The sequence below is a fragment of the Solidesulfovibrio carbinolicus genome (genome assembly GCF_004135975.1).
Classification (GTDB): domain Bacteria; phylum Desulfobacterota; class Desulfovibrionia; order Desulfovibrionales; family Desulfovibrionaceae; genus Solidesulfovibrio; species Solidesulfovibrio carbinolicus.
In genome coordinates, this window is the sequence record NZ_CP026538.1 from 1,857,546 (window position 1) to 1,880,173 (window position 22,628).

At 66.3% G+C, this 22,628-nt stretch carries 20 protein-coding genes; 7 read left to right on the plus strand and 13 right to left on the minus strand.

The features are described from left to right. Positions 1–4: 4 nt before the first annotated feature. The 11 genes from C3Y92_RS08255 to C3Y92_RS08305 form a co-directional block, all read right to left on the minus strand. Positions 5–1,015, minus strand: a complete 1,011-nt coding sequence (locus C3Y92_RS08255; protein ID WP_129351536.1) for a CobW family GTP-binding protein — start codon at positions 1,013–1,015, stop codon at positions 5–7. A 224-nt stretch (positions 1,016–1,239) separates the two neighbouring features. Next, positions 1,240–1,449, minus strand: coding sequence for a hypothetical protein (locus tag C3Y92_RS08260; protein ID WP_129351538.1), 210 nt, complete (start codon positions 1,447–1,449; stop codon positions 1,240–1,242). Positions 1,450–1,660: 211 nt separating this feature from the next. Next, positions 1,661–1,909: a hypothetical protein gene (locus tag C3Y92_RS08265; RefSeq protein ID WP_129351540.1), complete on the minus strand. Its 249-nt coding sequence runs from the start codon at positions 1,907–1,909 to the stop codon at positions 1,661–1,663. 624 nt (positions 1,910–2,533) lie between these two features. Beyond that, positions 2,534–2,986, minus strand: a complete 453-nt coding sequence (locus C3Y92_RS08270) for a universal stress protein (RefSeq protein WP_129351542.1) — start codon at positions 2,984–2,986, stop codon at positions 2,534–2,536. Positions 2,987–3,147: 161 nt separating this feature from the next. Then, complete coding sequence (locus C3Y92_RS08275; protein WP_129351544.1) at positions 3,148–4,218, minus strand: acyltransferase family protein; 1,071 nt, start codon at positions 4,216–4,218, stop codon at positions 3,148–3,150. 238 nt (positions 4,219–4,456) lie between these two features. After that, complete coding sequence (gene cimA, locus C3Y92_RS08280; protein WP_129351546.1) at positions 4,457–6,082, minus strand: citramalate synthase; 1,626 nt, start codon at positions 6,080–6,082, stop codon at positions 4,457–4,459. A 231-nt stretch (positions 6,083–6,313) separates the two neighbouring features. Continuing rightward, entirely contained in the window at positions 6,314–7,546 is a 1,233-nt protein-coding gene (locus C3Y92_RS08285; protein ID WP_129351548.1) for an aspartate kinase, read from the minus strand. 43 nt (positions 7,547–7,589) lie between these two features. Beyond that, a complete protein-coding gene (tsaE, locus tag C3Y92_RS08290; protein WP_129351550.1) occupies positions 7,590–8,099 on the minus strand; it encodes a tRNA (adenosine(37)-N6)-threonylcarbamoyltransferase complex ATPase subunit type 1 TsaE in 510 nt (169 codons plus the stop codon). Between the two features lie 8 nt (positions 8,100–8,107). Beyond that, positions 8,108–8,560, minus strand: coding sequence for a CBS domain-containing protein (locus tag C3Y92_RS08295; protein WP_129351552.1), 453 nt, complete (start codon positions 8,558–8,560; stop codon positions 8,108–8,110). A gap of 3 nt (positions 8,561–8,563) precedes the next feature. After that, a complete protein-coding gene (locus C3Y92_RS08300; protein ID WP_129351554.1) occupies positions 8,564–10,108 on the minus strand; it encodes an NAD(P)H-hydrate dehydratase in 1,545 nt (514 codons plus the stop codon). Positions 10,109–10,360: 252 nt separating this feature from the next. After that, on the minus strand, positions 10,361–11,452 hold the full coding sequence (locus tag C3Y92_RS08305; protein WP_129351556.1) for an acyltransferase family protein: 1,092 nt from the start codon (positions 11,450–11,452) through the stop codon (positions 10,361–10,363). A 120-nt stretch (positions 11,453–11,572) separates the two neighbouring features. Between C3Y92_RS08305 and C3Y92_RS08310 the strand changes: the two genes are divergently transcribed. Beyond that, a complete protein-coding gene (locus C3Y92_RS08310; protein ID WP_129351558.1) occupies positions 11,573–12,361 on the plus strand; it encodes an MBL fold metallo-hydrolase in 789 nt (262 codons plus the stop codon). A gap of 41 nt (positions 12,362–12,402) precedes the next feature. Here C3Y92_RS08310 and C3Y92_RS08315 read toward each other — a convergent pair whose 3' ends face one another. Continuing rightward, the gene (locus C3Y92_RS08315) at positions 12,403–13,326 is read right to left on the minus strand and encodes a L,D-transpeptidase family protein (protein WP_235669653.1); all 924 of its coding nucleotides are present in this window, start codon (positions 13,324–13,326) and stop codon (positions 12,403–12,405) included. A gap of 106 nt (positions 13,327–13,432) precedes the next feature. Further along, the gene (locus C3Y92_RS08320; RefSeq protein ID WP_129351562.1) at positions 13,433–14,155 is read right to left on the minus strand and encodes a C40 family peptidase; all 723 of its coding nucleotides are present in this window, start codon (positions 14,153–14,155) and stop codon (positions 13,433–13,435) included. Positions 14,156–14,445: 290 nt separating this feature from the next. On the opposite strand from C3Y92_RS08320, the gene C3Y92_RS08325 reads away from it, so the two are divergent. The 6 genes from C3Y92_RS08325 (at position 14,446) to qrcB (ending at position 22,623) form a co-directional block, all read left to right on the plus strand. Further along, positions 14,446–16,008, plus strand: coding sequence for an ASKHA domain-containing protein (locus tag C3Y92_RS08325; RefSeq protein ID WP_129351564.1), 1,563 nt, complete (start codon positions 14,446–14,448; stop codon positions 16,006–16,008). Further along, entirely contained in the window at positions 15,998–17,443 is a 1,446-nt protein-coding gene (locus tag C3Y92_RS08330) for a small ribosomal subunit Rsm22 family protein (protein WP_129351566.1), read from the plus strand. Before C3Y92_RS08325 ends, C3Y92_RS08330 begins: the two co-directional genes overlap by 11 nt. A 101-nt stretch (positions 17,444–17,544) precedes the next feature. After that, complete coding sequence (gene rfbC, locus C3Y92_RS08335; protein ID WP_129351568.1) at positions 17,545–18,102, plus strand: dTDP-4-dehydrorhamnose 3,5-epimerase; 558 nt, start codon at positions 17,545–17,547, stop codon at positions 18,100–18,102. A gap of 119 nt (positions 18,103–18,221) precedes the next feature. Next, on the plus strand, positions 18,222–19,655 hold the full coding sequence (locus C3Y92_RS08340) for a mannose-1-phosphate guanylyltransferase/mannose-6-phosphate isomerase (RefSeq protein WP_129351570.1): 1,434 nt from the start codon (positions 18,222–18,224) through the stop codon (positions 19,653–19,655). A 237-nt stretch (positions 19,656–19,892) separates the two neighbouring features. Beyond that, positions 19,893–20,462 carry a menaquinone reductase multiheme cytochrome c subunit QrcA gene (qrcA, locus tag C3Y92_RS08345; protein WP_129351572.1) on the plus strand — a complete coding sequence of 190 codons (570 nt, stop codon included), beginning with the start codon at positions 19,893–19,895 and terminating at the stop codon, positions 20,460–20,462. Between the two features lie 10 nt (positions 20,463–20,472). Then, positions 20,473–22,623: a menaquinone reductase molybdopterin-binding-like subunit QrcB gene (qrcB, locus tag C3Y92_RS08350; protein WP_129351574.1), complete on the plus strand. Its 2,151-nt coding sequence runs from the start codon at positions 20,473–20,475 to the stop codon at positions 22,621–22,623. Positions 22,624–22,628: the final 5 nt, after the last annotated feature.

Genomic DNA, 22,628 nt, shown 5'->3' on the forward strand with positions numbered 1-22,628 from the left:
GGTCCTAGGCCTCCTTGGCCGCGCAACCGGCGAGGCCGTCTTCGAGGGATGTCCGGTCCAGGTCGCGGCCGATGAACACGGCCCGGCTCTGGCGCGTTTCGCCCTCGGCCCAGGGCGTGCCCCAGGCGGTTTCCAGATACATGTGCACGCCGTGGAAAATAAAGCGCTGCTTGGCCCCGGCCACGGACAGGATGCCCTTGGAGCGGTAGATGTCCTGTCCCTTGGAGGCGAGCAGCGTGCGCAGGAATTCGCCGAGCTTGTCCGGGTCCAGGGGGGCGTCCAGGGTGAAGCTCAGGGACTGGATGCCATGGTCGTGGACATGGCCGTGCTGATGGTCCTCTTCAGGCCGATAGGGAGCCAGCCCGCCCGGGGCAGGCCCGGCCGGCGCCGGCTGGCCCAGGGGCAGGCGGGTCAAGTCAAAGGCGTTGCGGTCCAGGAGCACGTCCATGGGCACCTGGCAACGCGTGGTTTCCAGGACCTGGGCCGTGTCGTTGATTCGGGCAATGGCCTGGCGGATGTCGGCCAGCTCGGCCTCGGGCACGAGGTCGGTCTTGTTGAGCAGGATCAGGTCGGCATAGACGACCTGTTCCAGGGCCTGGCGGTTTTCGGCGGCGTGGCGGCGAAAGTGCAGGGCGTCGACCACGGTGACCACGGAGTCGAGGCGAAAGGCGTCGCCGGTGTCCTCGTCCATGGAAAAGGTCTGGATGATGGCGGCGGGATCGGCCAGGCCGGTGGTTTCGACCAGCACGGCGTCGTAGGCGCCCCGGCGCTTGGCCAGGCCGGACAGCACGCGGATGAGGTCGCCGCGTACGGAACAACAGATGCAGCCGTTGTTCATGAGGTAGATCTCCTCATCGGAGGAGACCACCAAATCGTTGTCGATGCCGATTTCGCCGAATTCGTTGACGATGACGGCGAACCTGCGGCCATGGGCCTCGGTGAGGAGGCGATTTAACAGCGTGGTCTTGCCGGCCCCGAGAAAGCCGGTGAGCACGGTGACGGGTACGGATGCCATGAAAAACCCCCGGGGTTGGTCTACGGACCCCGGGGGGTATCACCAAATCGGCCGAAGGGCCAGTCGTCGGGGAGGGCCTGGAAGGCCTGCCGCTCCCCAGCCGGTACAGGCATTGGGATCGTTGCGCTCGGTTCCGTCCGGGTTGCGTCTCGGGGGAGGCGCACATGGCCCGTCGTCACGTCCCGAAGGGGTCGCTTCCCGGCCCCGGCTCTGTCCGGCCGGGGTTACTGGAGGCGATCGTAGGCCAGTTCGAAATCGATCAGTTCGCGGCCGCGCTCCACGGCGCGGGTTTCGGTGTTGCCGGCCACGCCGAGGTGATGGAGCACACGCCCTTCGCCGTCGCGGATATCGACGGCAAAGGTGGCGCAGTAATCGCCTCGCGGGGTCAGGTCGATGGAGAAGCCCTTGTAGTCGCTATGCAGGGAGGTGTTCATGGCCTTCCTCCTTTTTGATAGAGATAGTCATTATCGCTTTCTTGGCAAGTCGAGTGAAAGCGGCGCGAATGCCGAAAATGGCAAAAAGAACGCCGCCCCGTGGAGAGACGGAGCGGCGCATGGTCCGCGTCGGGAGAGGGGGGGGCCGGCGCGGGCCAAATGTCAGCCGGATTTTGCCTTCATGCGCAAAACCCCTCTCTGTGGCGTTAGGTTAGTCGTCAACTTTGCCGATGGTGGTGACGCAGCAGATTTTGTCCCAGGAATAGTAGGAGTTGCAGGTTTCCTCGCCCTGCTTGACGGTGACGCGCACGAACTCGTCGCCGAGAAACAGCGTGGCGGCTTCGTAGATTTTTCCTTCGTTAATCTGGATTTTCACGCCCTTGCGGAGTTTCCGGGAGAGCGTCCCGTGGACTGGCGAGGAGGCGTACTCGAAAACTTTTTCGAGGGTTTGCTTCTGCATGGTTGCGGCTCCTTTTAACAAATTTCGGTAATTCTCTGTTCGGTTACCCCTTAACCCTTCTGGGGCAAAAATCAAAGGCAAAATGTTCGCGGTCCCGGGCGCCTGGTGCTTGTTGCAACTGTTATTTGTAAGAGATAGCAGCAATTGTCTGTCATCAGGAGGGGCGCTCCGGCGGTCTCGGTCCTGTTTCGACGTTCCGGTTGCGCAGGTTTGTGACAAAAATGACGATACGTTTTGGGCGGCAACGAGGGCGAGCGGCAGGGGAACGCTGCGCCAGGACGGCGTTGGCGGTAATGCCCCGCTGGAAGCAGGCGGCGGGGGCGGTCCCAGGAAGGGGGGAATGGGACGGAAGGGATCAGGGCAAGGGCAAACGCTGCGCGTCCGGCCCGCGAAGAGGCGGGACAGGCGACCAAAGGGCGTTGGAGACCAAGGGCCGCTCAAGTGGGGCGTGCTTCAGCCAAGAGCCGGGTCAGCCCGGCCATGTTTCGCAGCTTCGGCGGCCGGCCGGTCATGCCGCGCCCTTGGAAAAGCCGGAGGCAAGCGGTCGAAAAGCCGCCGCGCAAACGCGCTTCCGGCGAAAAGCCGGCGGCGAGCTTGCGCGGCGCGCGCCCCGACAACGCGGCGCTAGGAGGCCTTGTCTTCCGGACGCATGGACAACACCGGAGCCTTGGCGGTCTTGATGACCTTTTCGGCGACGGAGCCAAACAGGATCTTGTCGATGCCCTTGCGGCCGTGGGTGCCGAGCACGATGAGGTCCGCGCCCACTTCCTCGGCGGCGTTGACGATCTCCTCGGCGGCGTAGCCGGACACGACCCGGCCTTCCACGGGCACGCCCTTGAAATATTCCTGCACAAAGGAATCCATGGTCTCGGAGGCGCCGCTGACGATGCCGGAAACGAAATCGTCGATGTAGCTGGCCTGGACGTGGAACTCCACATACTGGGTGAGGGACGGGGCCACGTACAGAGCCACGACCTTGGCTCCCAGGGCCTCGGCCAGGGTCTTGGCGTAGGCGGCGACCTTGGGGCTGACTTCGGAAAAATCCAGGGCGCACAGAATGGTCTTGATGGCAACCATGGCGATGTCCTCGCGTGTTTGGGGTTTGGCTTGGGGACACGCTAACACGGCGCGAAAAAATGTAAAAGGGCGCACGGGCAGGAAAAGTGCAGGAAATAGCTCCGACATCGGCGGGCAAGCGGCCAATGGCCGGAAGCCGCAGGAATCTGGCCCGACGCTGTTTAGCGGCTGGCCAGCACCCGGCGCTGGCGGAGGCGTTCGATGGGATCGGCCACGAGCTTGTTGAGCGCCAGGCTCGCCGCCACGGTGACGGCCAGGGCGATGATCGGCAGATGGGTGCGGCCGCAGGCGTATTCCACGGCCATGATGACCGTCCAGTGGGTGATGTAGATGGGATACGACAGCTCCCCCACGGCCCTGTCCAGGGGCAGGCGCTTGGTCAGTCGGAAGAGCAGGGGGACGGACAGGACGGTGGCGGCGTAGAGATAGAATTCCTTGACGTAAAAGCCGGGCAGGAACTGGAAGCCCACGATGGAAGCGAGGTAGACGCCGAAAACCGTCCACAGGGCCGGCTGGGGAAAGGCCACGGGCTTGAGCGCGGCATAGAGCCGGTAGGACAGGATGCCCAGGAGGAAAAAACCGCATTCCACCGGGAAAAACCGTTGTTTCCAGGGATCAAACGGCAGGTCGGCCAGATAGACCAGGGCGCGCAGGCCGAAGCTCAGGCCGGCCAGGGCCAGCAGCGTGCCGGTCCCCCGGCGCACAAGCCAAGGCGCGAAGGCGTAGAAGACGAGTTCCAGGGACACGGTCCAGGCCTGGGGGATGAGCAGGAAAAACCAGGCCGGGGTCGGGCGGTAGAGGGCGTCGGCGGAAAAAGACAGCGTGCCGGCGTCGGTGACGTGGCTGAAAAACAGGATGTCCTGGCCGAAGATGGTGATGTTGGCGGCGGCCAACAGCGCGGCCACGGCCGGGTCGAGCTTGTGCAGCCAGGTTTGCCACGGCCCCAGGAGCAGGGCGGTGTTGAGGCCGAACTTGAAGACCAGCGACACCCCAAGCGAGAGCAGGAGCACGGCCCAGTAGAGCGGAAACAGGCGCAGGAAGCGGTTGGAATAAAAAAGGCGCGTCTGGCCCGGGCCGGCATATTTCTCGGTCAAAATCAGCGCCATGTAGAAGCCCGAGATGATGAAGAAGACCTTGATGGCCATGTAGGCGTCGGTCATGACCAGACCGTAGAGGGGGCCGGTGTGGTTGATGACCACGGCGGCGGCCAGGAGAAAGCGGACCAGACCCATGAAACGGCGTCGCCTCTTTGTGTTCAAGCTGCCGGCGGCAGGCTGCAATTCGGAAAAAACGGCCCGCCTCTTCACCGAAGCGGGCCGGTATCATAGCAAACTATCGCCTATCGTCGTCTCCCCCTGGCGGATCACCTCACCCCAATTGGGGTTTCCAAAGGGGCTCAGCCCCTTTGGCCGCCGGAGCATTCTTCATTCTCGCCTCTCACCGCTGCAATCGTATGTTTTAAAGTTGGCCTTATCCCTTCAGCGCTTTCGTCAGTTTTGCCTTGTCGTCGCTGAAGAGCTTGTAGTTGATGGCGTCTTCCATGGCCTGGAAGCTGGCTTCGATGCCGTTGTGGGACACCCCCACGGTCACCCAGCGTTTGGCGGCGTCGCCGCATTCAACTAGCACGCGCACATGAGAGGCGGTGCCGCAGCCGCCGGGTTCACAGTCGTCGCGTTTAAGCCCCGAGAGCACCCGGACCTTGAAGTCGAGCAGCCGCATTTCGGCCAGGCGCGGGTAGAAGCCGCGCAGGGCCTTGCGGATGGCTTTGTCCAGGGCGTTGACCGGACCCATGCCCGAGGCGGCGGTATGTTTGACGCGTCCGCCCACCTTGATCATGACCGTGGCTTCGGTGATCGGCCCGGCCCGGTCGTAGACGTTGTCGTCGAGCACCCGGTAGCGGGTGACGGTGAAGTAGCTGCGCGCCCGGCCCAGGACGCGATTAAGGAGCAGCTCGTAGGAGGCTTCGGCGGCCGAATACTCGTAGCCCATGGCCTCGCGTTCCTTGATGGTGGAGAGCAACTCCAGCACGAAGGGATCGTTCTTGTCGAGGTCGAAGCCGAATTCCCGGGCCTTGTAGAGGATGTTGGACTGGCCCGAGAGGTCGGACAACAGCACCCGGCGGGCGTTGCCCACGGTTTCCGGGGTGATGTGTTCGTAGGTGCGCGGATTTTTGACCACGGCCGAGACATGGATGCCGCCCTTGTGGGCAAAGGCGGCGTCGCCGACGTAGGGCTGGTTGGAGGGCGGGGCCTGGTTGACCATCTCGGAGACGAAGTGGGCCGTGGGCGTGATGAGCTGCAGTTTGCCCTCGGGCAGGCAGGCGACGCCGCACTTGAGCGTCAGGGAGGGGATGATGGAGCACAGGTTGGCGTTGCCGCAGCGTTCGCCGTAGCCGTTTATCGTGCCCTGGACCTGGCAGGCCCCCAGGACCACGCCTTCGATGGAGTTGGCCACGGCCACGCCGGAGTCGTTGTGGGCGTGGACGCCGAAGGCCACGCCGGGCAGGGCCGTGGTCACGGCCTCGACCATGCGGCGGAAGTCGCCGGGCAGGGTGCCGCCGTTGGTGTCGCAAAGGACCAGCACGTCGGCGCCGGCCTCATGGGCTTTTTTGAGCACGGCCAGGGCGTAGTCCGGGTTGGCGGCAAAGCCGTCGAAAAAGTGCTCGGCGTCGAAAAAGAGTTCCTTCACATGGGGTCGCAGGAAGGCCAGGGAGTCGCCGACCAGTTCGAGGTTTCGCGGCAGGGTGGTGCCCAGGGCCTCGGTGACGTGGATGTCCCAGGACTTGCCGAAGATGGTGACCACGGGCGCGCCGGATTCCACCAGGGCCTTGAGGTTGGGGTCGGTGGCCGCTGTGCCCCGGTGGGCGTGGGTGCTGCCGAAGGCGGCGATGACCGCGTTTTTGAGGCTGTAGTTCTGGACTTCCTGGAAAAACCGCTTGTCGGTGGGGTTCGATCCGGGCCAGCCGCCTTCGATGTAGGCCACGCCGAGCTCGTCGAGCTTGAGCGCGATGCGCAGCTTGTCCTCGGTGGTGAGGCTGATGTCCTCGGCCTGGGTGCCGTCCCGAAGGGTCGTGTCGTAGATAAAAACGCGTCGCATGGTGTCGCTCGTGGGTGTCCGGGCGCGCTTTGGGGCGCGCCCGGGCGGTGCGTGCCGGCCGGGCAAAACGCGGGGTGCGCTTTGGCCGGCCCTGGTCGCGAAACGCAGACTCGTTTCGCGGGGGAACCTGCCTTGTCGCGTATCCGGAAAAGACGTCGGGCTTTTCGTGGGAAACGCGACAATGCTGGCGTTCCGTCCTGGTCAGCGTCGTCGGGGCTGACCGGGCGGGCGCTAGCAGGCCGGGGTGGGAGCCTGGGATAGCCCGAAGGCGTCGTGCAGGGTCCGAACGGCCAGTTCGAGGTACTTTTCCTCGATGAGGCAGGTAATCTTAATTTCGGAGGTGGCGATCATGAGGATGTTGATGTTCTCCTTTTTGAGGATGGCGAACATCATGGAGGCGACCCCGGAGTGGCTGCGCATCCCCACGCCGATGACCGAGACCTTGCAGACGTTGGTGTCGTGCTGGACCTCGGCCGCGCCGATCTCGGGCTTGAGCTTTTCGAGGATGGCCAGGGTTTTGTCGAGGTTGCCCCGGGAGATGGTGAAGGTCATGTCTGTGCGGCCTTCGCGCCCGGTGTTCTGGATGATCATATCGACCAGGATGCCGGCTTCGGCGATGGGGGCGAAGATGGCGGCGGCAACGCCCGGGCGGTCCATGACGTTGCGCACCGTGATGCGGCACTGGTCCTTGTCGTAGGCGATGCCTGAAACCAGGACGTCTTCCATTTCCGTATCCTCCAAAGTGACCAGGGTGCCGGGGTCGTCGGTGAACGTCGAGCGGACGCGGACCGGCACGTTGAATTTCTTGGCGAACTCCACCGAACGGATTTGCAGGACCTTGGCCCCCATGCTGGAGAACTCCAGCATTTCGTCATAGGAGATGCGGTCGAGCTTGCGGGCGTTGCTGCACAGGTTGGGGTCGGTGGTGTAGACGCCGTTGACGTCGGTGTAGATCTCGCAGACCTCGGCCTCCAGGGCGGCGGCCAGGGCCACGCCCGTGGTGTCCGAGCCGCCACGGCCAAGCGTGGTCAGACGGCCCTGGCAGTCCACGCCCTGGAAGCCGGCCACCACCAGCACGTCATAGTCCTCAAGCAGGCCGCGCATCCGCTGGGTGTCGATGTCCATGATGCGGGCGCGGCAGAAATTGGAATTGGTGGTGATGGGAATCTGGAACCCGAGCAGCGACCGGGCGCGTAGGCCGGCGTCCTTGCACAGCATGGCGAATAGCGCCACGGACGCCTGTTCGCCGGTGGTGACCAGCACGTCGAGTTCGGCCGGATCGGGATTGGGGGAAAATTCCTTGGCCATGTCGAGGAGCCGGTTGGTCTCGCCGGACATGGCCGAGAGGGCCACGACGACCTTGAAGCCCTCTTGATGAGCCTTTTGGATGCGGGCCAGGACCAGGCGCATGCGCTCCAGGCCCTTGACCGATGTGCCGCCGTACTTTTGCACCATAATCCGCATGAAAGCCTCCGATGATTCGGGAAAAGCGGCCTTGCCCGGCCTGCTAGCGGTCAAGCAGGTTCGGACAGGCCGCGATCAAGGCGGTCAAGGCCGCCGCGCCTCGCCGCCCGTGGGCAGTCAGCTCGCACAGCCTCCCCGTCGGGACCGGCAGCCAGTCGCATTCCAGGCGATCCGGCGGCGTAAGCGCCCGGGGCAGATGCTGCGCCCATTCCACGACCGCCACGGCTTGGTTTTCCATAGCCGCTTCCAGGTGTTCCTCCACGCAGGGATCGCCGCCGGGAATCCGGTAGAGATCGACGTGGAACACCTCGGGCCGGGTCGGGTAGATATTGACGATATTGAAACTCGGACTGGCCACCTCGGCCTCGTCGCCGCCGGGCAACGCGCCGGCCAGCCCCCGGACCAGGGTGGTTTTGCCTGATCCGAGGTCGCCGCGCAAGAGCAGGGCGACCCGGGTGGCCGGGGCGGCCAGGATCGCGGCCAGGGCGTGGCCGAGCTCCAAGGTGGCCGCCTCGTCCGGCAGCCGCAGGCGCGCTGGTTGGCTGGGGTCCATGTCCCGGGCTACTTCTTGAGCAGCGTGCCCAGGATGTCGCGCATGCCGATGATGCCGACGATGGCGTCGCCGGAGAGAACCGGAATGGTGTGGTAGCCCTTTTCGGTCATGAGCGTGGCCACTTCGTCGATGGGCGTTTCCGGGGTCACGGTGACCGGCTTGGCGGTCATGGCGTGAAACGCGGTCAGGGCCGACATTTTTTCCACTTCCCGGTCCAGGTCCTTCATGGAACCCAGGGGAATGAAACCGTCGAGCAGGGAAAACACCGAGGGCAGGGACAGCTTTTTCTGCTGGGCCACCAGATCGGCCTGGCAGAGAATGCCGGTCAGTTTGCCGGCGGCGTTGACCACGGGCACGCCGTTGTAGCCCTTTTCAAATAACAGCGTGGCGGCGGCGGTGATGTCCGTGTCTTCGTTGATGGTGACGACGTTTGCGGTCATCACGTCCTTGGCTGTGAGCATCCGTTACTCCGTTGCGGCCCGGGGCAGCATGTCGGCGATTTCCGAGGCCAGATTGCCCCGTGCGGGATAGGCGTCGGCGAGGGCTTCGCCGGCGCGACCATGCCAATACACCGCAAGGCTTGCGGCGAGCAAGGGGGAAAGATGGCGCGCCAGCAGGCTGGCCAGCAGTCCCGAGAGCACGTCGCCCGAGCCGCCCACGGCCAGATTCGGCGCGATGACGGGGCTGACGGCCACATAGCCTTCGGGTGTGGCCACCACCGTGGCCGGCCCCTTGAGCACGGCCACGCAGCCGTAGCGCGCGGCCAGTTCCCGGGCCGAGGCCATCCGGTCGGCCTCCACGCCGGGGATGTCCTTGCCGAGCAGCCGAGCCGCCTCGCCGGGATGGGGCGTCATGACGGCGTTTTCCCCCACCTTGGCCGCCAGTTCGCGGTCATCGGCCAGGAAATGCAGGGCGTCGGCGTCCAGGACCACGGGGCAGGGCAGCGGCAGCAGATTGGCAAGAAAACCGGCCGTGTCCGGATGGCGGCCCAGGCCCGGCCCCAGGGCGAGGGCGCCGGCTCCGGCGGCAAACTCGCGCACGGCCTGGGCCTCGGCAGCGGTGAAATGGCCGCCCGTGCCCATGGGCATGGTCATGACGTCGGGATAACCGGCCTTGAGCGCGATTTCCACCGCGCCGGGACAGGCCACGCTGACCAGCCCCGAGCCGGCCCGAAGCGCCGTCAAGCCGGCCAGAAGCGGCGCGCCGGTCAACCCCCGGCTGCCGCCGACCACCACCACCCGGCCGGCGCTGCCCTTGTGCAGCAGCGGATCGGCCGGGCCGATAAGCCCCATGACGCGCGGGGCGATGCGCCCGGCCCGGCAGGGATGGCGCTCCTTGATAAGGGTTGGGATGCCGATGTCGCGCACCAGCAGCTTGCCCACAAAGGGCGCGGCCGGGGCGGCGGCCAGCCCGGTCTTGGCCGCCTCGAAGGTGACCGTGGCGTCGGCCCGCACGGCCACAGGCGAAGGGCGGCCATGCAGGCCGTCCAGGCCCGAAGGAATGTCGAGAGCGAAAATATACGACCGCCCGGCCAGCCGGTTGACGGCCTCGACCACGGCCGCCATGTCCGGGCGCAACGCGCCGCGAAAACCCGTGCCGAGCAGCCCGTCCACGATGACGTCGGGCGCGCCGGCCCCGGACAGATCGGCCTTGGCCAGGGGAATCATGGGCAGGCCCAGCCGGGCCGCCAGCCGGACGTTGTAGCCGGCCGCGCCCGTGTAGCGTCCCCGAGGCCGGGCCAGGGCCAGGGTCACGTCCGCGCTCCGGTTGTGCAGATGGCGGGCCAGGGCCACGGCGTCGCCGCCGTTGTTGCCCGGGCCGGCCAGCAAAAGCACCCGCTTGCCGGCCACCTCGCCCACCTCGCCGACCAGGGCATGATACGCCTCGCGGCTGGCGTTTTCCATGAGCGTGAGAAACGACATGCCGCACTCGGCCACGCTGGCCTGATCCCAGCCGGCGATTTCCTCAGGGGTCGGCAAGGGATCAAAGGGACTGGCGTCTTGGGGCATGGGCGTCTCCTGTGGGCGGAGGAGAGGAAGAGGAAGACGAAGAATGCCTCCGGCGGCCGGGAGGGGGTTACCCCCTCCCGGACCCTCCCTTTCTGGGGCGGGCCTTGGGGCTTCAGGCATAGCCTGAAGCCCCAAGGCCCGCCCCGAACAGGAAGGCTGCGGGGAGACCGCAGGCCATGTCGGGGGGCCGGGGGCCTGAGGCCCCCGGCGGGGCGCGGGGCGGAGCCCCGCTCTTCGTTTTCTCTTCTCCTCCTATTTCTTGGCGTCAAAGCGCGCCACGAGGTCGTCCTGGACGCGCGACAGGTAATAGGACAGCGGCAGGCTGACCACGGTCAGCAGGCACATGGCGGCGAAGGGGTGCAGATGGCCGCGCAGCAGATCCGCCCCGTAGCCCAGGATGGGCTGGTGGAGCAGATAGAAGCTGTAGGAGGTGGCGGCGGCCAGGGCAACCGCCGGCTTGGCCCCGAGGCGGGCCATGGCCGGGCAGACAAAGAGCGTTCCGGCCAGCCCCAGGCAGGCGACGGTGAGCAGCATGTGGGCAAGCAGGGCTGGCAGGGCGCTTTTGAAGACAATGGCCAAGGGCAGGGCGGCGTAGGTGGCTGCCAAAAAGCCGATGAGCCAAGTCGTGGGCACGCCGGTCTCCAGGTCGCCCTGGCGCGGGGCGGCGGCCCGGGCCTTCCAGGCCATGGCGAAGGCCATGCCCAGGGCGAATTCCGGCAGGCGGTAGGGCAGGTTGAAGTAGAGCATGTAGTCGAAAAGCGCGGCCGTGTCGCTGACCTTGGCCAGAAGCGACAGGACCAGCCACAGGCCCCAGCCGGCCCCGACGCAGCCGGCGGCGGCCTTGGCCGGGCCGTACTTTTCGAAAAGTTTGAGCAGCAGCGGGAACGTCAGGTAGAACTGGGCGAGCAGGCCCATCCACCACAAGGCCGGCTCCAGGCAGAAAAAGCGGGTGGGGTCGAAGGTCTGGACGAAAAAGAGCTTTTCGGCCACGCAGGCTCCAAGCGCGGCCAGGGGCATGGCTCCGGCCACAAGGGCCACCAGGCTCCACAGGGCCAGGGACAGGTAGTATTGCGGGGTGATGCGGCCAAAGCGGCGGCGGAAGAAGTCGAAGTAGGCCATGGGCGGCTTGCCGCCCGGATTGGCGTGGGGCAAGGTGAGGACGAAGCCGGTGATGGCGTTGAAGACCACGACGCCGAGATAGCCCTGGCTCATGATGTCGCCGAGGATGGGGCCGAAGGGATTTTGCGCGCCGCCGTCGGGCAGCACGGTCCAGACGTGGTAGAAGAAGATGGCGAACATGGCCAGAACCCGGATGCTTTCGATCTGGGTGACGCGGCGCTGCATGAGGGCTTCCTTTGCTGTTTGGGGTGCGACGGGCGCGCTGTTTGCGGCGCGCGGGGCGTTAGCGTCGCATGACTTTGGCGAAAAGCGGAAAATATTGCAAGGTTGCGGAGGTTGTCGGCCATGCGGGTGGTTTTTGTGGGCGTGGGCGAGGCGTTTGACGAGGGGTTGGCCAACACGAGCCTGTTCGTGGCCGGCCTGGCCGGTCCGACCGGCGAGACGCGGCGCACGGTCCTGCTGGACTGCGGCTTCACGGCAGGGGCGGCCTTTTTCGCCTGCCCGGCCATTGCTCCGGCCGACCGCCGGGATGGGCCGGACGCGGTCTGGATTTCCCATTTCCACGGCGACCATTTCCTGGGCCTGCCCTGGTTGATCGCCCGGCTCCACGAGCAGGGTCGGGCGCGGCCGCTTGTTGTTCATGGCGGCACGGGCGTGGCGGCCAAGGTGTTGGCCGCCCTGGATCTGGCCTATCCGAACCTGCGGGAGAAGCTGGCTTTCGAGATTGTCGGGATTGAGGCGAGGCCGGGCGAGGCTTTCGAGCTGGCCGGCTTGAGCGCCCGGGCGGCCCTGACCGGGCACGGCGCGCCGTGTCTGGGGTTGCGGCTCGAAACGCGGTTTGGGGCGCTCTATTACGGCGGCGACGGGCCGATAACGGCCAAGGGACTGGAGCTGGCCTCGGGCTGTTCCCTGGCGGTGCTGGAAGCCTACGGCCTGGAAGCGGGCGTACCCGGCCACGGCTCGGTGTCCGAGGCTGTCGAAGCGGCCGAAGCGGCCTGGGTGGAGGCGTTGGCCGTGGTCCATGTGCGGCGCGAGGTGCGCCGGGAGCGCGGTGACGCCATCCGCCGGATGCTCACCGACGCCTCGATCCGGGCGTTTCTGCCCGAGCCGGGGGAGGTGTTCGAAGCTTCTTAGGGCGTATTCCCGGCTATACGCCCCAATAGAAGGGCGTGCGGCTAGTTCGAGGCGCTGCCCTGGGCCGAATCGCCGACCACGAGGTAGCTGCCCGGGTGGGAGACCGGGGCGCGGTCGCGGCGCAGCAGCCACATGTCGCGCTCTTTGTCCGTGGCCGCGATCTGCTCGTAGTGGCGGTCGAGGATGGAGCGGTTGTCGAGGAAGGCGTTGGCCGCCGCCGACACCCGCACGCAGCCCTTGGAATCCGGGCCGCCCAGGCGTGGTTCGCCCTGGTCCGGGTCGGTGGCATGCATTAAAAGGCGCATCTGACTGTCGTAGACGCCCTGGCGGAACTGGCGCGGGGCCTGCTGGTAGCCGAAATCCCACACCCGGCTGCCGCGCGCGCCAAGGCCGCGCCAGCCCTTGCTGTTTTTGCTGCCCTCGGCCCGGTAGCCCCAGTTTTCGGGCAGATGCTCGAACACGCCCACCGGCGTGATGAATGAGTCTTCCCGGGGCCGCAGCTTGCCCGAGGAGATGAAATCCGCGCCGACAAAGGCCACGCGTTTGGCCTGCGCGTCGTAGTAGGCCAAAAGCAGCAGCTGGGTGGCCGGATTGCGGTCGGCGTAGACGAAATACTGGCTGGCTGCGAGATCGGCGTTGGCGGCCTGGAGCCGGGCCAGGGCGTCGGCCCGGGCGGTGTCGCGGTAGGCCTGGCCGGGATCGGTGAGGAGTTCCAGGCGGCGCTGGCCGGCCTTGCCGGAAAAGCGGGCCATGGTCCGGGCCGTGACCGCCTCGGCGAACTGTCGGCCCACGTCGAGCAGTTCCTGGCGCGCGGCGGCGTCGGCTACGGCGGCGGCTTCGGCCTCGTAAAAGGGCTTCGCTTTGGCCGGCGCAGCGGCGGTGGGCGTGGCGGCCGGCTTGTCCTTGGTCGCCAGGGCCAGGCCCGGCAGCCCGGCCGTCAAAAAGACGGCCAAAAGGCCGGCCACGGCCCATCGGCCGGCCAGGAAAACGGTCGCCTGACGAAAAAGCGGGCCTCCCGTCCGAGGGAAACCCGCTTCGTGAGCCTTGGGGCGAGACACGCCGCGAACGGCGCTAGAAGACCCGACGGCCTCCCGCATAATGCGTTCTCCAGTAATCTTCTTCGAGGTGGGAGATGGTGACGTTTTTGCCTTGGCTGGCGCTGTGGATGAACTTGCCGTCTTCCAGATAGATGCCGACGTGATTGACGCCCCGTTTGGAGCGGAAGAAGACGAGATCGCCCTTGCGCAGATTGTTTTTGGCCACCATGGAACCCACCTGGTACTGCTCCCGGGAGGAGCGGGGGAGGTGGATGCCGTAGCGGTTGAAGACCCAGGTGGTGAAACCGGAACAGTCGAATCCGGAGTTGGGGTCGCAACCGCCGGAACGGTAGCGCGTGCCGAGCTGGGTGTGGGCGGTGCGCAGCATGCGGTCGTAGACACCGCCTTTGCGCTGCACCGAGGTCAGCTCGAAAAGGTTGTCGCTCAAAAGCTTGTCCGGCGAAGCCGCGGCTTGCTGCCGGGGGGCCGGCGCGGCGCTGGGAGCCGGAGTGGAGCCGCCCTGGTCGAACAGGTTGCCGGAGATGAGGTTGTTCTCGGCGGCGGCGATGAGCTGGGCTTCGTGGTCGCCAGCGACCAGGAAGTTGTTGCGGGCGTTAAAACCCTGATAGTCTTCGAAATTGTAGGAGTAGGTTTTGGGTTTCGAGGTGCACCCGGCCAGGGCGAGGGCCAGGACCGCCATGACGACGTAGGGTTTGAGCTTGGTTAGGCCTTTGGCGTGTGCGCGCGCGTCGGTCAAAACGTTTCCTCCTTGCTGGAGTTGCCGGCCGGGGCCGCTTCCACGTTTCCGCATAAACCTTTCGGTTTCGTGGGGCCGCTGATCGCCTCGAAGCGTGGACCGTTTGACTGGTCCACCTAGGACGATATTTTCGTTTGCATCGCCGGATACAGTTTCGAAAGGTAGGTTCCCGTTTAAAAGCTTCAAAAATCCGCGTCAAGGTTATTTTGACAATTTAATAAACTGAAATCTCCCTGCCGGCGCTTGCCAGGCCTTGTCCGGGACGCGGAAATGGGGAACACTCGGCGGAAATGGCGAACGTTTTTTTTCTTGCCGGGCCGGGCGGACAGCGGGCCGTGACGTCCCATCCTGGCGACACGTTGGCCCGGGCGCTTTTCCGGGCCGGTTTTTTCGTGGGCGTGCCCCTGTGCGCCGGCCTGGGACGTTGCGGCCGCTGCCGGGCGCGTTTTGCGGCCGATGCGCCGTTGCCCCTGCCGGCCGAGTTGCGTCGCCTCGCCCCGGACGAGCTGGCTGCCGGCTGGCGCTTGGTCTGCCTGCATCCGGCCCGGGGCGGCGAACGTCTGGAGCTGCCCGAGGGCGCGACCGCCCCGGCTGCGCCGCCTGTTTCGCCGGAGCCCGTAGCGGCCGGCAACGGCCCCCTGGGCCTGGCCGTGGACCTCGGCACCACCGGCCTGGCCTGGCGGCTGGTGTCCCTGGCAGACGGCACGGTGACGGCCCAGGGGCGCGGGGTCAATCCCCAGCTCGGGGCCGGGGCCGAGGTGGTCTCGCGTCTGGCCTTCGCCCTGGAGCCCGGCGGCGGCGATTATTTGCGCCGGTTGGTGGTGGACGAGCTGCGGCGTCTGGCCGCTCCGGCCGGCCCCAGGCTTGCCGCCCTGTGCGTGGCCGGCAATTCCGTCATGATGTCGATCTTGTGCGATAAACCTTTGGACGGGTTGGCCCACGCGCCCTATGGCCTGTCCTGGCGCGGCGATGAAACCGTCGTCCTGGATGCCGGCCTGCCGCCGGCCTATGCGCCGCCGCTTTTCGGCCCCTTTGTCGGGGCCGACATTGCCGCCGGGCTGACCGCCCTGGTGCGGCGCGATCCGGCCTATCCCTTTTTGCTGGCCGATCTGGGCACCAACGCCGAGCTGGTGCTGGCCCTTTCCCCGGACCGCTATCTGGCCGCCAGCGCTCCGCTGGGGCCGGCTCTGGAAGGCGTGGGCCTGTCCCAGGGAGCCATGGCCGGGCCGGGGGTGGTCGTGGCTTTTGCACTCACCCCTGCCGGCATCGTGCCGGAATTTTTCGACCCCAATCATACTGGAGCGCCGCGCGGCATCGCCGGGCCGGGCTATCTGTCCTTGACCGCGCGACTTGTCGAGCAGCAAATCCTTGACGTGGACGGCCGATTCGCTACAACCCCGGCCGCGACCCCGCTTGGCCGGCGTCTGGCCGCCCTGGTCGGACGCGCCCACGGCGAACCGTATTTCGAAACCGCCGGCTGCCGGCTGCCGGCCGGCGACGTCGAGGAACTGCTCAAGGTCAAGGCGGCCTGCAATCTGGCCGTTTCGGCGCTTCTGGCCGCCGCCGGCCTGGCCACGGCCGATCTGGCCTCGGTGCATCTGGCCGGGGCGTTCGGCGCGGCGGTGTCGCCGGCCGATCTCGAAACCCTCGGTTTTCTGCCGCCCGGACTGGCCGGGCGCACCCATGTGGCCGGCAACCTGTCCCTGGCCGGCGCGGCGCTGTTTTTGGCCGATGCCCAAAGCCGCCGTCAGGCGGCCGGGCTTGCCGCCCGCACCACACTTGTTCCCCTGGTCGACGCCGCCGATTCCGGCGAGGCCTTCATCCAAAGGATGGTTTTTTCCTATGTCCCCTGACGCCGCCGCCGTGCCGGCCCGTCCCGGCGCCAAGCGCCTGCTAGTACCCCTGGCCCCGGACGTCCGCGCCCGGCTCGACGCTTATCCCGACATGCTGCGAAAAGCCTTGCCGCTTCGCCCGGGCTTGGTGCGCGAACTGCCCAAAGTGGTGCGCGAACTGTCCCTGTCGCTGACCGCCGAGCGTGAAGGCGGCCCCCGGCCCGGGTATCTCAGCGACCCAAAGGTGCTGTCGGCCTATCTCTGGTATTATCTGCCCTGGAATCTCGTACGCCTGACGCGCCTGCTACCCGGACTTGACCTCGACATCCCCGACGACGGGGTGGTCTGCGACTTGGGCAGCGGCCCTCTGACTTTCATCCAGGCCCTGTGGCTGTCGCGGCCCGATCTGCGCAAGCGGCGGCTGCGCATCACCTGCGTGGACCGCTCCAAGCGGGCCCTGGAGCTGGGGCTGGCCCTTTTTGCCGAGCTGGCCGGCTTCGACCCCACCCGCCCGGACGCGCCCTGGCGCATCCGCGTCACCCGGGGCGAATACTGGCAGGGGTTGACCGACGGGGCCGATCTGGTGGCCATGGTCAACGTGGCCAACGAGTTGGCCGGCAAGGTCCGCGAACCGCTGGACGAGCGCATGGAGCGGGTGGCCGCCCAACTGTCCGAAAGCCTCGTGCCCGGCGGCCGGGTCCTGGTGGTCGAGCCCGGCACGCGCCTGGGCTGGCGCTGCCTGCTGGGCATGCGTCAGGCTTTTGTCGAGATGGACATGGATATTGCCGCGCCCTGTCCCCACCGTGAAGAGTGCGTGCTCTTGGCCGGGCGCACCCGGGCCTGGTGCCATTTCACCATGCCGCCGGCCGGCGCGCCCCGCTGGCTGACCGCGTTTTCCGAGCGGGCTGGCCTTGGCAAGGAGCGTCTGAGCCTGTCCTTCCTTCTGGCCCGTAAGGTCCGCCCCGCGCCCAGTGGCGGGGCGCGGGTGGTGTCCGGGGCCTTTTCCCTGGCCGACGTGCCGGGCAGCGCGGTTTACGGCTGCTCGGCTTCCGGGCTGCTTGTGCTGTGCTCCCCGGACCGCCGTCCGCCCGCCCCGGGAGACCTGCTGGCCGTGGACGTGCCGGCTGGCGCGCCGCTTGACGCAAAAAGCGGCGCGCCGCGCGTCATGCTCGCCCCGGACCCGTCCGGCCAACGGCCGGCGGAGCCAGGGGGCGCGCCCGGCCGCGACCTTGGCCGGGCGGACAAGGCGGCCCGCGGCCAGGACCGGCGCTCCGGTCCGCCCCAGGCCGGGGCCGGTTCCCGGGAGGACAAGGGCGGCAAGCGTCGTCCCCGGTCGGGCGGCGCGCCTGGAGCAACGCGCCAGGCTCCGGTGAAAAAGCCGTCGCGGCCGGCCACCAAGGGCCAATCCTCGGGATCGGGCAAACCGGCCCGGCCGCTTCGCTCGCGCCGGGACTAAAGGCCGCGACGGTTGTTGTCCAAGGCCGCGAAATACGTTAGAAGCGCCCATTCATTCCGCATGGCCGATCCCTTCGGCAAGCGTAGCAAAGGAGGTCCCGCGTGGAGGTGTCGCAAACCGGCATCCCGGGGCTTGTCGTGATCAAACCGAAAGTGTTCGGCGATCACCGGGGTTTTTTTCTGGAGACGTACAGCCGGGAGGCATACGCCAAGGCCGGTCTTAAGTATGATTTCGTGCAGGACAATCACGCCCGCTCAGGCCCCAAGGGCGTGCTGCGGGGCCTGCATTTCCAACTGCCGCCTGCCACCCAGGCCAAGCTCGTCTGGGTGACCCGGGGAGCGGTCTACGATGTCGTGGTCGATTTGCGGCAGGGATCGCCAACCTACAAAAAGTGGTACGGCATCGAGCTTTCCGCCGACAATTTCCTGCGGTTCATGGTGCCCCGAGGCTTTGCCCACGGCTACGTGACCCTGACCGAGGACGCCGAATTCATGTACAAGGTCGACGCCCCTTACGCGCCCGACCTGGATGCCGGCATCGCCTGGGACGACCCGGACATCGGCATCACCTGGCCGGTCACCGATCCTGTGCTGTCCGGGAAGGACGCGGTCCAGCCGCGCCTGTCCGCCGTGGGTTCGCCGTTTGTCTACGAGCCCTAGGCGCGACCGTAACAGGCGTCCGTATCTTTGGTGAAGACGTTGTCGCAACAGCGCTGCCGTTAACCCGCAAGCCTGCCGTTTGAAGGCGTGAGGCAGCACGAACTGGAGAATCCGCGGCTATGAGCAATTCCGATGTCGGGACAACCCCGGGCGGACGTTATGCCCTGATTTTGGCCGGTGGCTCGGGCACCCGGTTGTGGCCCCTTTCCCGGACGCTTCTGCCCAAGCAGTTGCTGGCCCTGGGCGGAGAGGCGACCCTGCTCCAGTCCACGGCCGAACGCGTGGCCAAGGCTTTTGCCCCGTCGGGCATTGCCGTGGTGACCAACGAGGAGCACGTTTTCGAGGTGCGAGCCCAGTTGCGCGGACAGCTCCCGGACGTGGACAGCGCCGTGTTGGCCGAGCCCGTGGGCCGCAACACCCTGCCGGCCATCCTGCTCGGACTGGCCCCCATCGTGGCCGCTGACCCCCAGGCTGTGGTGGGCGTGTTTCCGGCCGACCACCGCATCGACGACGCCGATTCCTGGGTCCGGGCCATGGATCGGGCGGCCGAGCTGGCTAAGGACGGCTGGTTCGTCACCTTCGGCATCCCGCCCAAGGCCCCGGAAACGGGTTACGGCTACATCCACCGGGGGGAAACCCTGGGCGAGGGCGGCTACGCCGTGCTGGGATTCACCGAAAAGCCTGACCGGGAAACCGCCGAACAGCTTTTGGCCAGCGGCGAGTACTCCTGGAACAGCGGCATGTTCGTGTTTCGGGCTGATGTCTTTCTGGACGCCGTGGCGACCCATGCTCCGGTTCTTTTCGACTGGTGGCGTACCCGGGACGAGCGTCCCCTGGCCGCTGGCTATGCCGGCATTCCCGACGTGTCCGTGGACTATGGCGTGGTGGAAAAGCTTGAGCGCATCGCCATGGTGGAGGCGGGGTTCGACTGGGACGATCTGGGGAGCTGGGAGGCGCTCTACCGGCTTGGCCGGCGCGACGCCAGCGGCTGCGTGATCCAGGGCGACGTGCTGGCCCTGGACTGCTCGAATTCGCTCTTTTTTTCACAAGGAGGCGCCCTGGCCGTGGCCGGGGTCAAGGACCTCATCGTCATCCAGACCAAGGACGCCACCCTGGTGTGCCCGGTGACCGAGGCCCAGCGAGTCAAGGACGTGGTGGGGGCGCTGAAAAAACAGGGCAGCAAGCTCGTCGAGGCCCATGTGACGGTGCGCCGTCCCTGGGGCAGCTACACCGTGCTCGAAGAGGGGCCGAATTTTAAAATCAAGCGCATCGAGGTGTTGCCCGGAGCGCGGCTGTCGCTGCAGATGCACCATCACCGGGCCGAGCACTGGGTGGTGGTTTCGGGCACGGCCCTGGTCCAGGTGGGCGACCGGGAAATTTTGCTCACGGACAACCAGTCCGTGGACATTCCCAAGACCAGTCTGCACCGGCTTTCCAACCCCGGAAAGGTGCCGGTCGAGATCATTGAAATCCAGTCGGGGCCGTATCTTGAAGAAGACGACATCGTGCGCTTCGACGACATCTACGGCCGCGAGGGCAAAAGCCCCAAATAGAGTCAGCAAGAGGCCGGGGATTCGTGAATTTTTTCATTAGACCTTGACACGGAAGAACCAGGCTGGGTAAAAAGCGCGGTGCGACAATCCGCGCCGAGGTGAGGGGACAAATCCTCGGAGGGGTTCGTGGCGTGGCGACACGTCTTTCTTTCATCCGCCTTTCCCCGTGGGGGGGAAGGGGCCGTTGGGCGTCTTTGCGCCCGGCGGACAACCAGCAAAGGCATGGGCAGGGGACGTATGGAGGAGAAAAGATCGAATTCGGCCGGCGGTGTGGGCGGCATGGCGCTTTTTGCCCTGATCGGCTTCGTCGGCGCCCTGGTGGTGGGGTGGGGCATCTTCCCGAAGATGCTGTACAGCCAAAAGACGCAACCTATTCGTTTCAGTCACACGGTCCATACCCAGCTGGGCATTGAGTGCGAGCAGTGCCACCATCTGGGTCCCGACGGCCGCTTTGCCGGCCTGCCTTCCACCGAGTCCTGCGCCGAGTGCCATGGCGAAGAGACCGGCGATACCTCTGCCAACGGCAAGGAAATCGACAAGTTCGTCAAGGACTATGTCAAGACCGGCAGGCAGGTGCCCTGGCTTGTGTACCAGTACCAGCCCGACAACGTGTTCTTCTCCCACGCTGCCCACAAGGGATTCGAGTGCACCAAGTGCCACCTCGACGTGGCCAAGATGGACACTCCCCCGCCGTACTACGAGAACCGTCTGAGCGGTTACAGCAAGGACACCATGAAGATGTGGGAATGCGAACGCTGCCACGCTTCCATGGGCACCAGCAACGCCTGCTTCGTCTGTCATAAATAAGGGGGGAGAAATGGGACTTGATCGCAGAGCTTTCCTCGGTCTTGTGGCGGGTGGTACCGTTGGCGCCATGTTCACCCCCATTCCGTGGAAATTGATTGACGACGCTTCTATCTGGACCCAGAACTGGCCGTGGATCCCCCGGGTTCCCAAGGGCCAGATCGATTATGTGGCCACCACCAGCAAGCTGTGCCCGGCTGGCGAAGGCCTTAAGATCATGCGCGTGGCCGGCAATCCGATCCTGGCCGGCGGCAACCCTTCGCATCCGTTGTCCTGCGGCGGCGTCTCCGCCCTGGCCCGGTCCGAAGTCTACATGCTCTACAGCCCGGCCCGCATCAAATCGCCCATGAAGCGCAACGGCAAGACCTTTGCCCCCATCACCTGGGAGCAGGCCCTTGTCGAGATGGCCGAGAAACTCGGCGCGGCCAAGGGCGCGGTGGCCTCCATCTCCGGCGACAACACCGGCACCATCAATGAAGTCCTGACCGCCCTGACGGCCAAGCTCGGCAGCGCCGGCAGCTTCATGATGCCTTCCGAAGCCACCACCGCCGCCAAGGCCATGAAGCTCATGGGAGCCCAGGGCCAGGCCGGCTACGACTTCGAAAACGCCGACACCGTCCTGGTTCTTGGCGCGGACATCTTCGAGACCTGGGGCACCTCCTCCAGGAACCGCAAGGCCTTCGGCGCCAGCCGCCCGGCCGGGGACAAGCCCGCCAACACCTACGTCTACGTCGGCCCCAGCCGCAACAACACCGCCGCCGTGTGCGACCAGTGGGTTCCGGCCGCCGCCGCCGATCTCGGCGTGGTGGCCCTGGGCATCGCCTGGCATCTGCTCAAGGCCGGCGCGACCAGCAACGCTCCCGGGTTCGACACCTTCAAGGCCGTGGTCAACGGCGGCTTTGGTCCCGAAGACGTCAAGCGGGCCACGGGCGTTGCTCCCGAGACCCTGGCCGCCATCGCCAAGGCCCTGGCTTCGGCCAAGGCCCCCTTGGTGGTCACCGGCTCGCCCTTCGGACAGGGCCTGGGCGCGGCTCCGGTCATCGCCGGCATGTCGCTCAACATGCTCCTGGGCCGCATCAACAAGCCCGGCGGCGTTTACATGCTGCCGGAATTGCCCTCGGTGGTTCCGGGCGCGCTGACCCGCGCGGCCATGCTCGACGGCGATCTGCCCGCGTTTTTAAAGGGCGTGGAATCCGGCAAGACCCCGGCTCCCAAGGCCCTGCTCATCTATGACGCCAACCCGGTCTACGGCCTGCCCGAAGCGGCGACCATGGCCAAGGCCCTGGAAAAGATCCCGTTCAAGGTGAGCTTCTCCTCCTTCATGGACGAGACCGCCGCCCTGTGCGATCTGGTGCTGCCAAATTCGCTGCCGCTGGAGCGCTACGACGACGTGGCCACGCCTTACGGCTCCGGCTTTTGCGTCTACAGTCTGGTGCGGCCCATCCAAAAGCCCATCTGCGACACCAAGACCACCGGCGACGTGCTGCTTGGCTTGGCTCGCAAGCTCTCCATTGACCTCAAGTTCGACAACTTCCAGCAGGTCATCAAGGAAAAAGTCGCCAGCCTGGCCAAGGTCAGCGGCGGTTTCGTGGCCAAGGACGTCATGCCCTGGCAGGTCGCGGCCGGTAAGCCCGCGCCCGCCCTGGTCGGCGGCGACCTCTGGAAGGCCCTGGAAGCCGGGTACGCCTGGACCATGGTCGGCCAGGCGCCCCAGACCGCCATGGGATTTGCCGCCGAAGTGGTGGCCAAGGCCGTCAAGGCCGGCAAGCCCGCCACGGCCACGGTGCTGGCTCCCTACGCCCAGCTGCGCACCGGCACCCCGGTCACCGGCATGCCCTGCCAGGATCTGACCACGGTCCCGGACACCGAGCTTCTGGGCGACACCACCTTCATCCGCGTCAACAGCGAGACGGCCAAAACCCTGGGCCTCAAAAAAGGCCAGATGGTCAAACTGTCCGGCGCCGGCGTTGACTGCCAGGCCAAGGTCCACATCTTCGAGAGCGTCATGCCCGGCATGGTCAGCGCCCCCTTGGGCTTCGGCCATACCGCCTTCGACTACTACAGCCAGGGCAAGGGAGCCAACTACCTCTCGCTTGCCGCCGTGGTCGAGGAAGCAGGTTCGGGCCTGTCCATGTGGATCGCCCCGGAAGTCAAAATCGCCTAACGAAG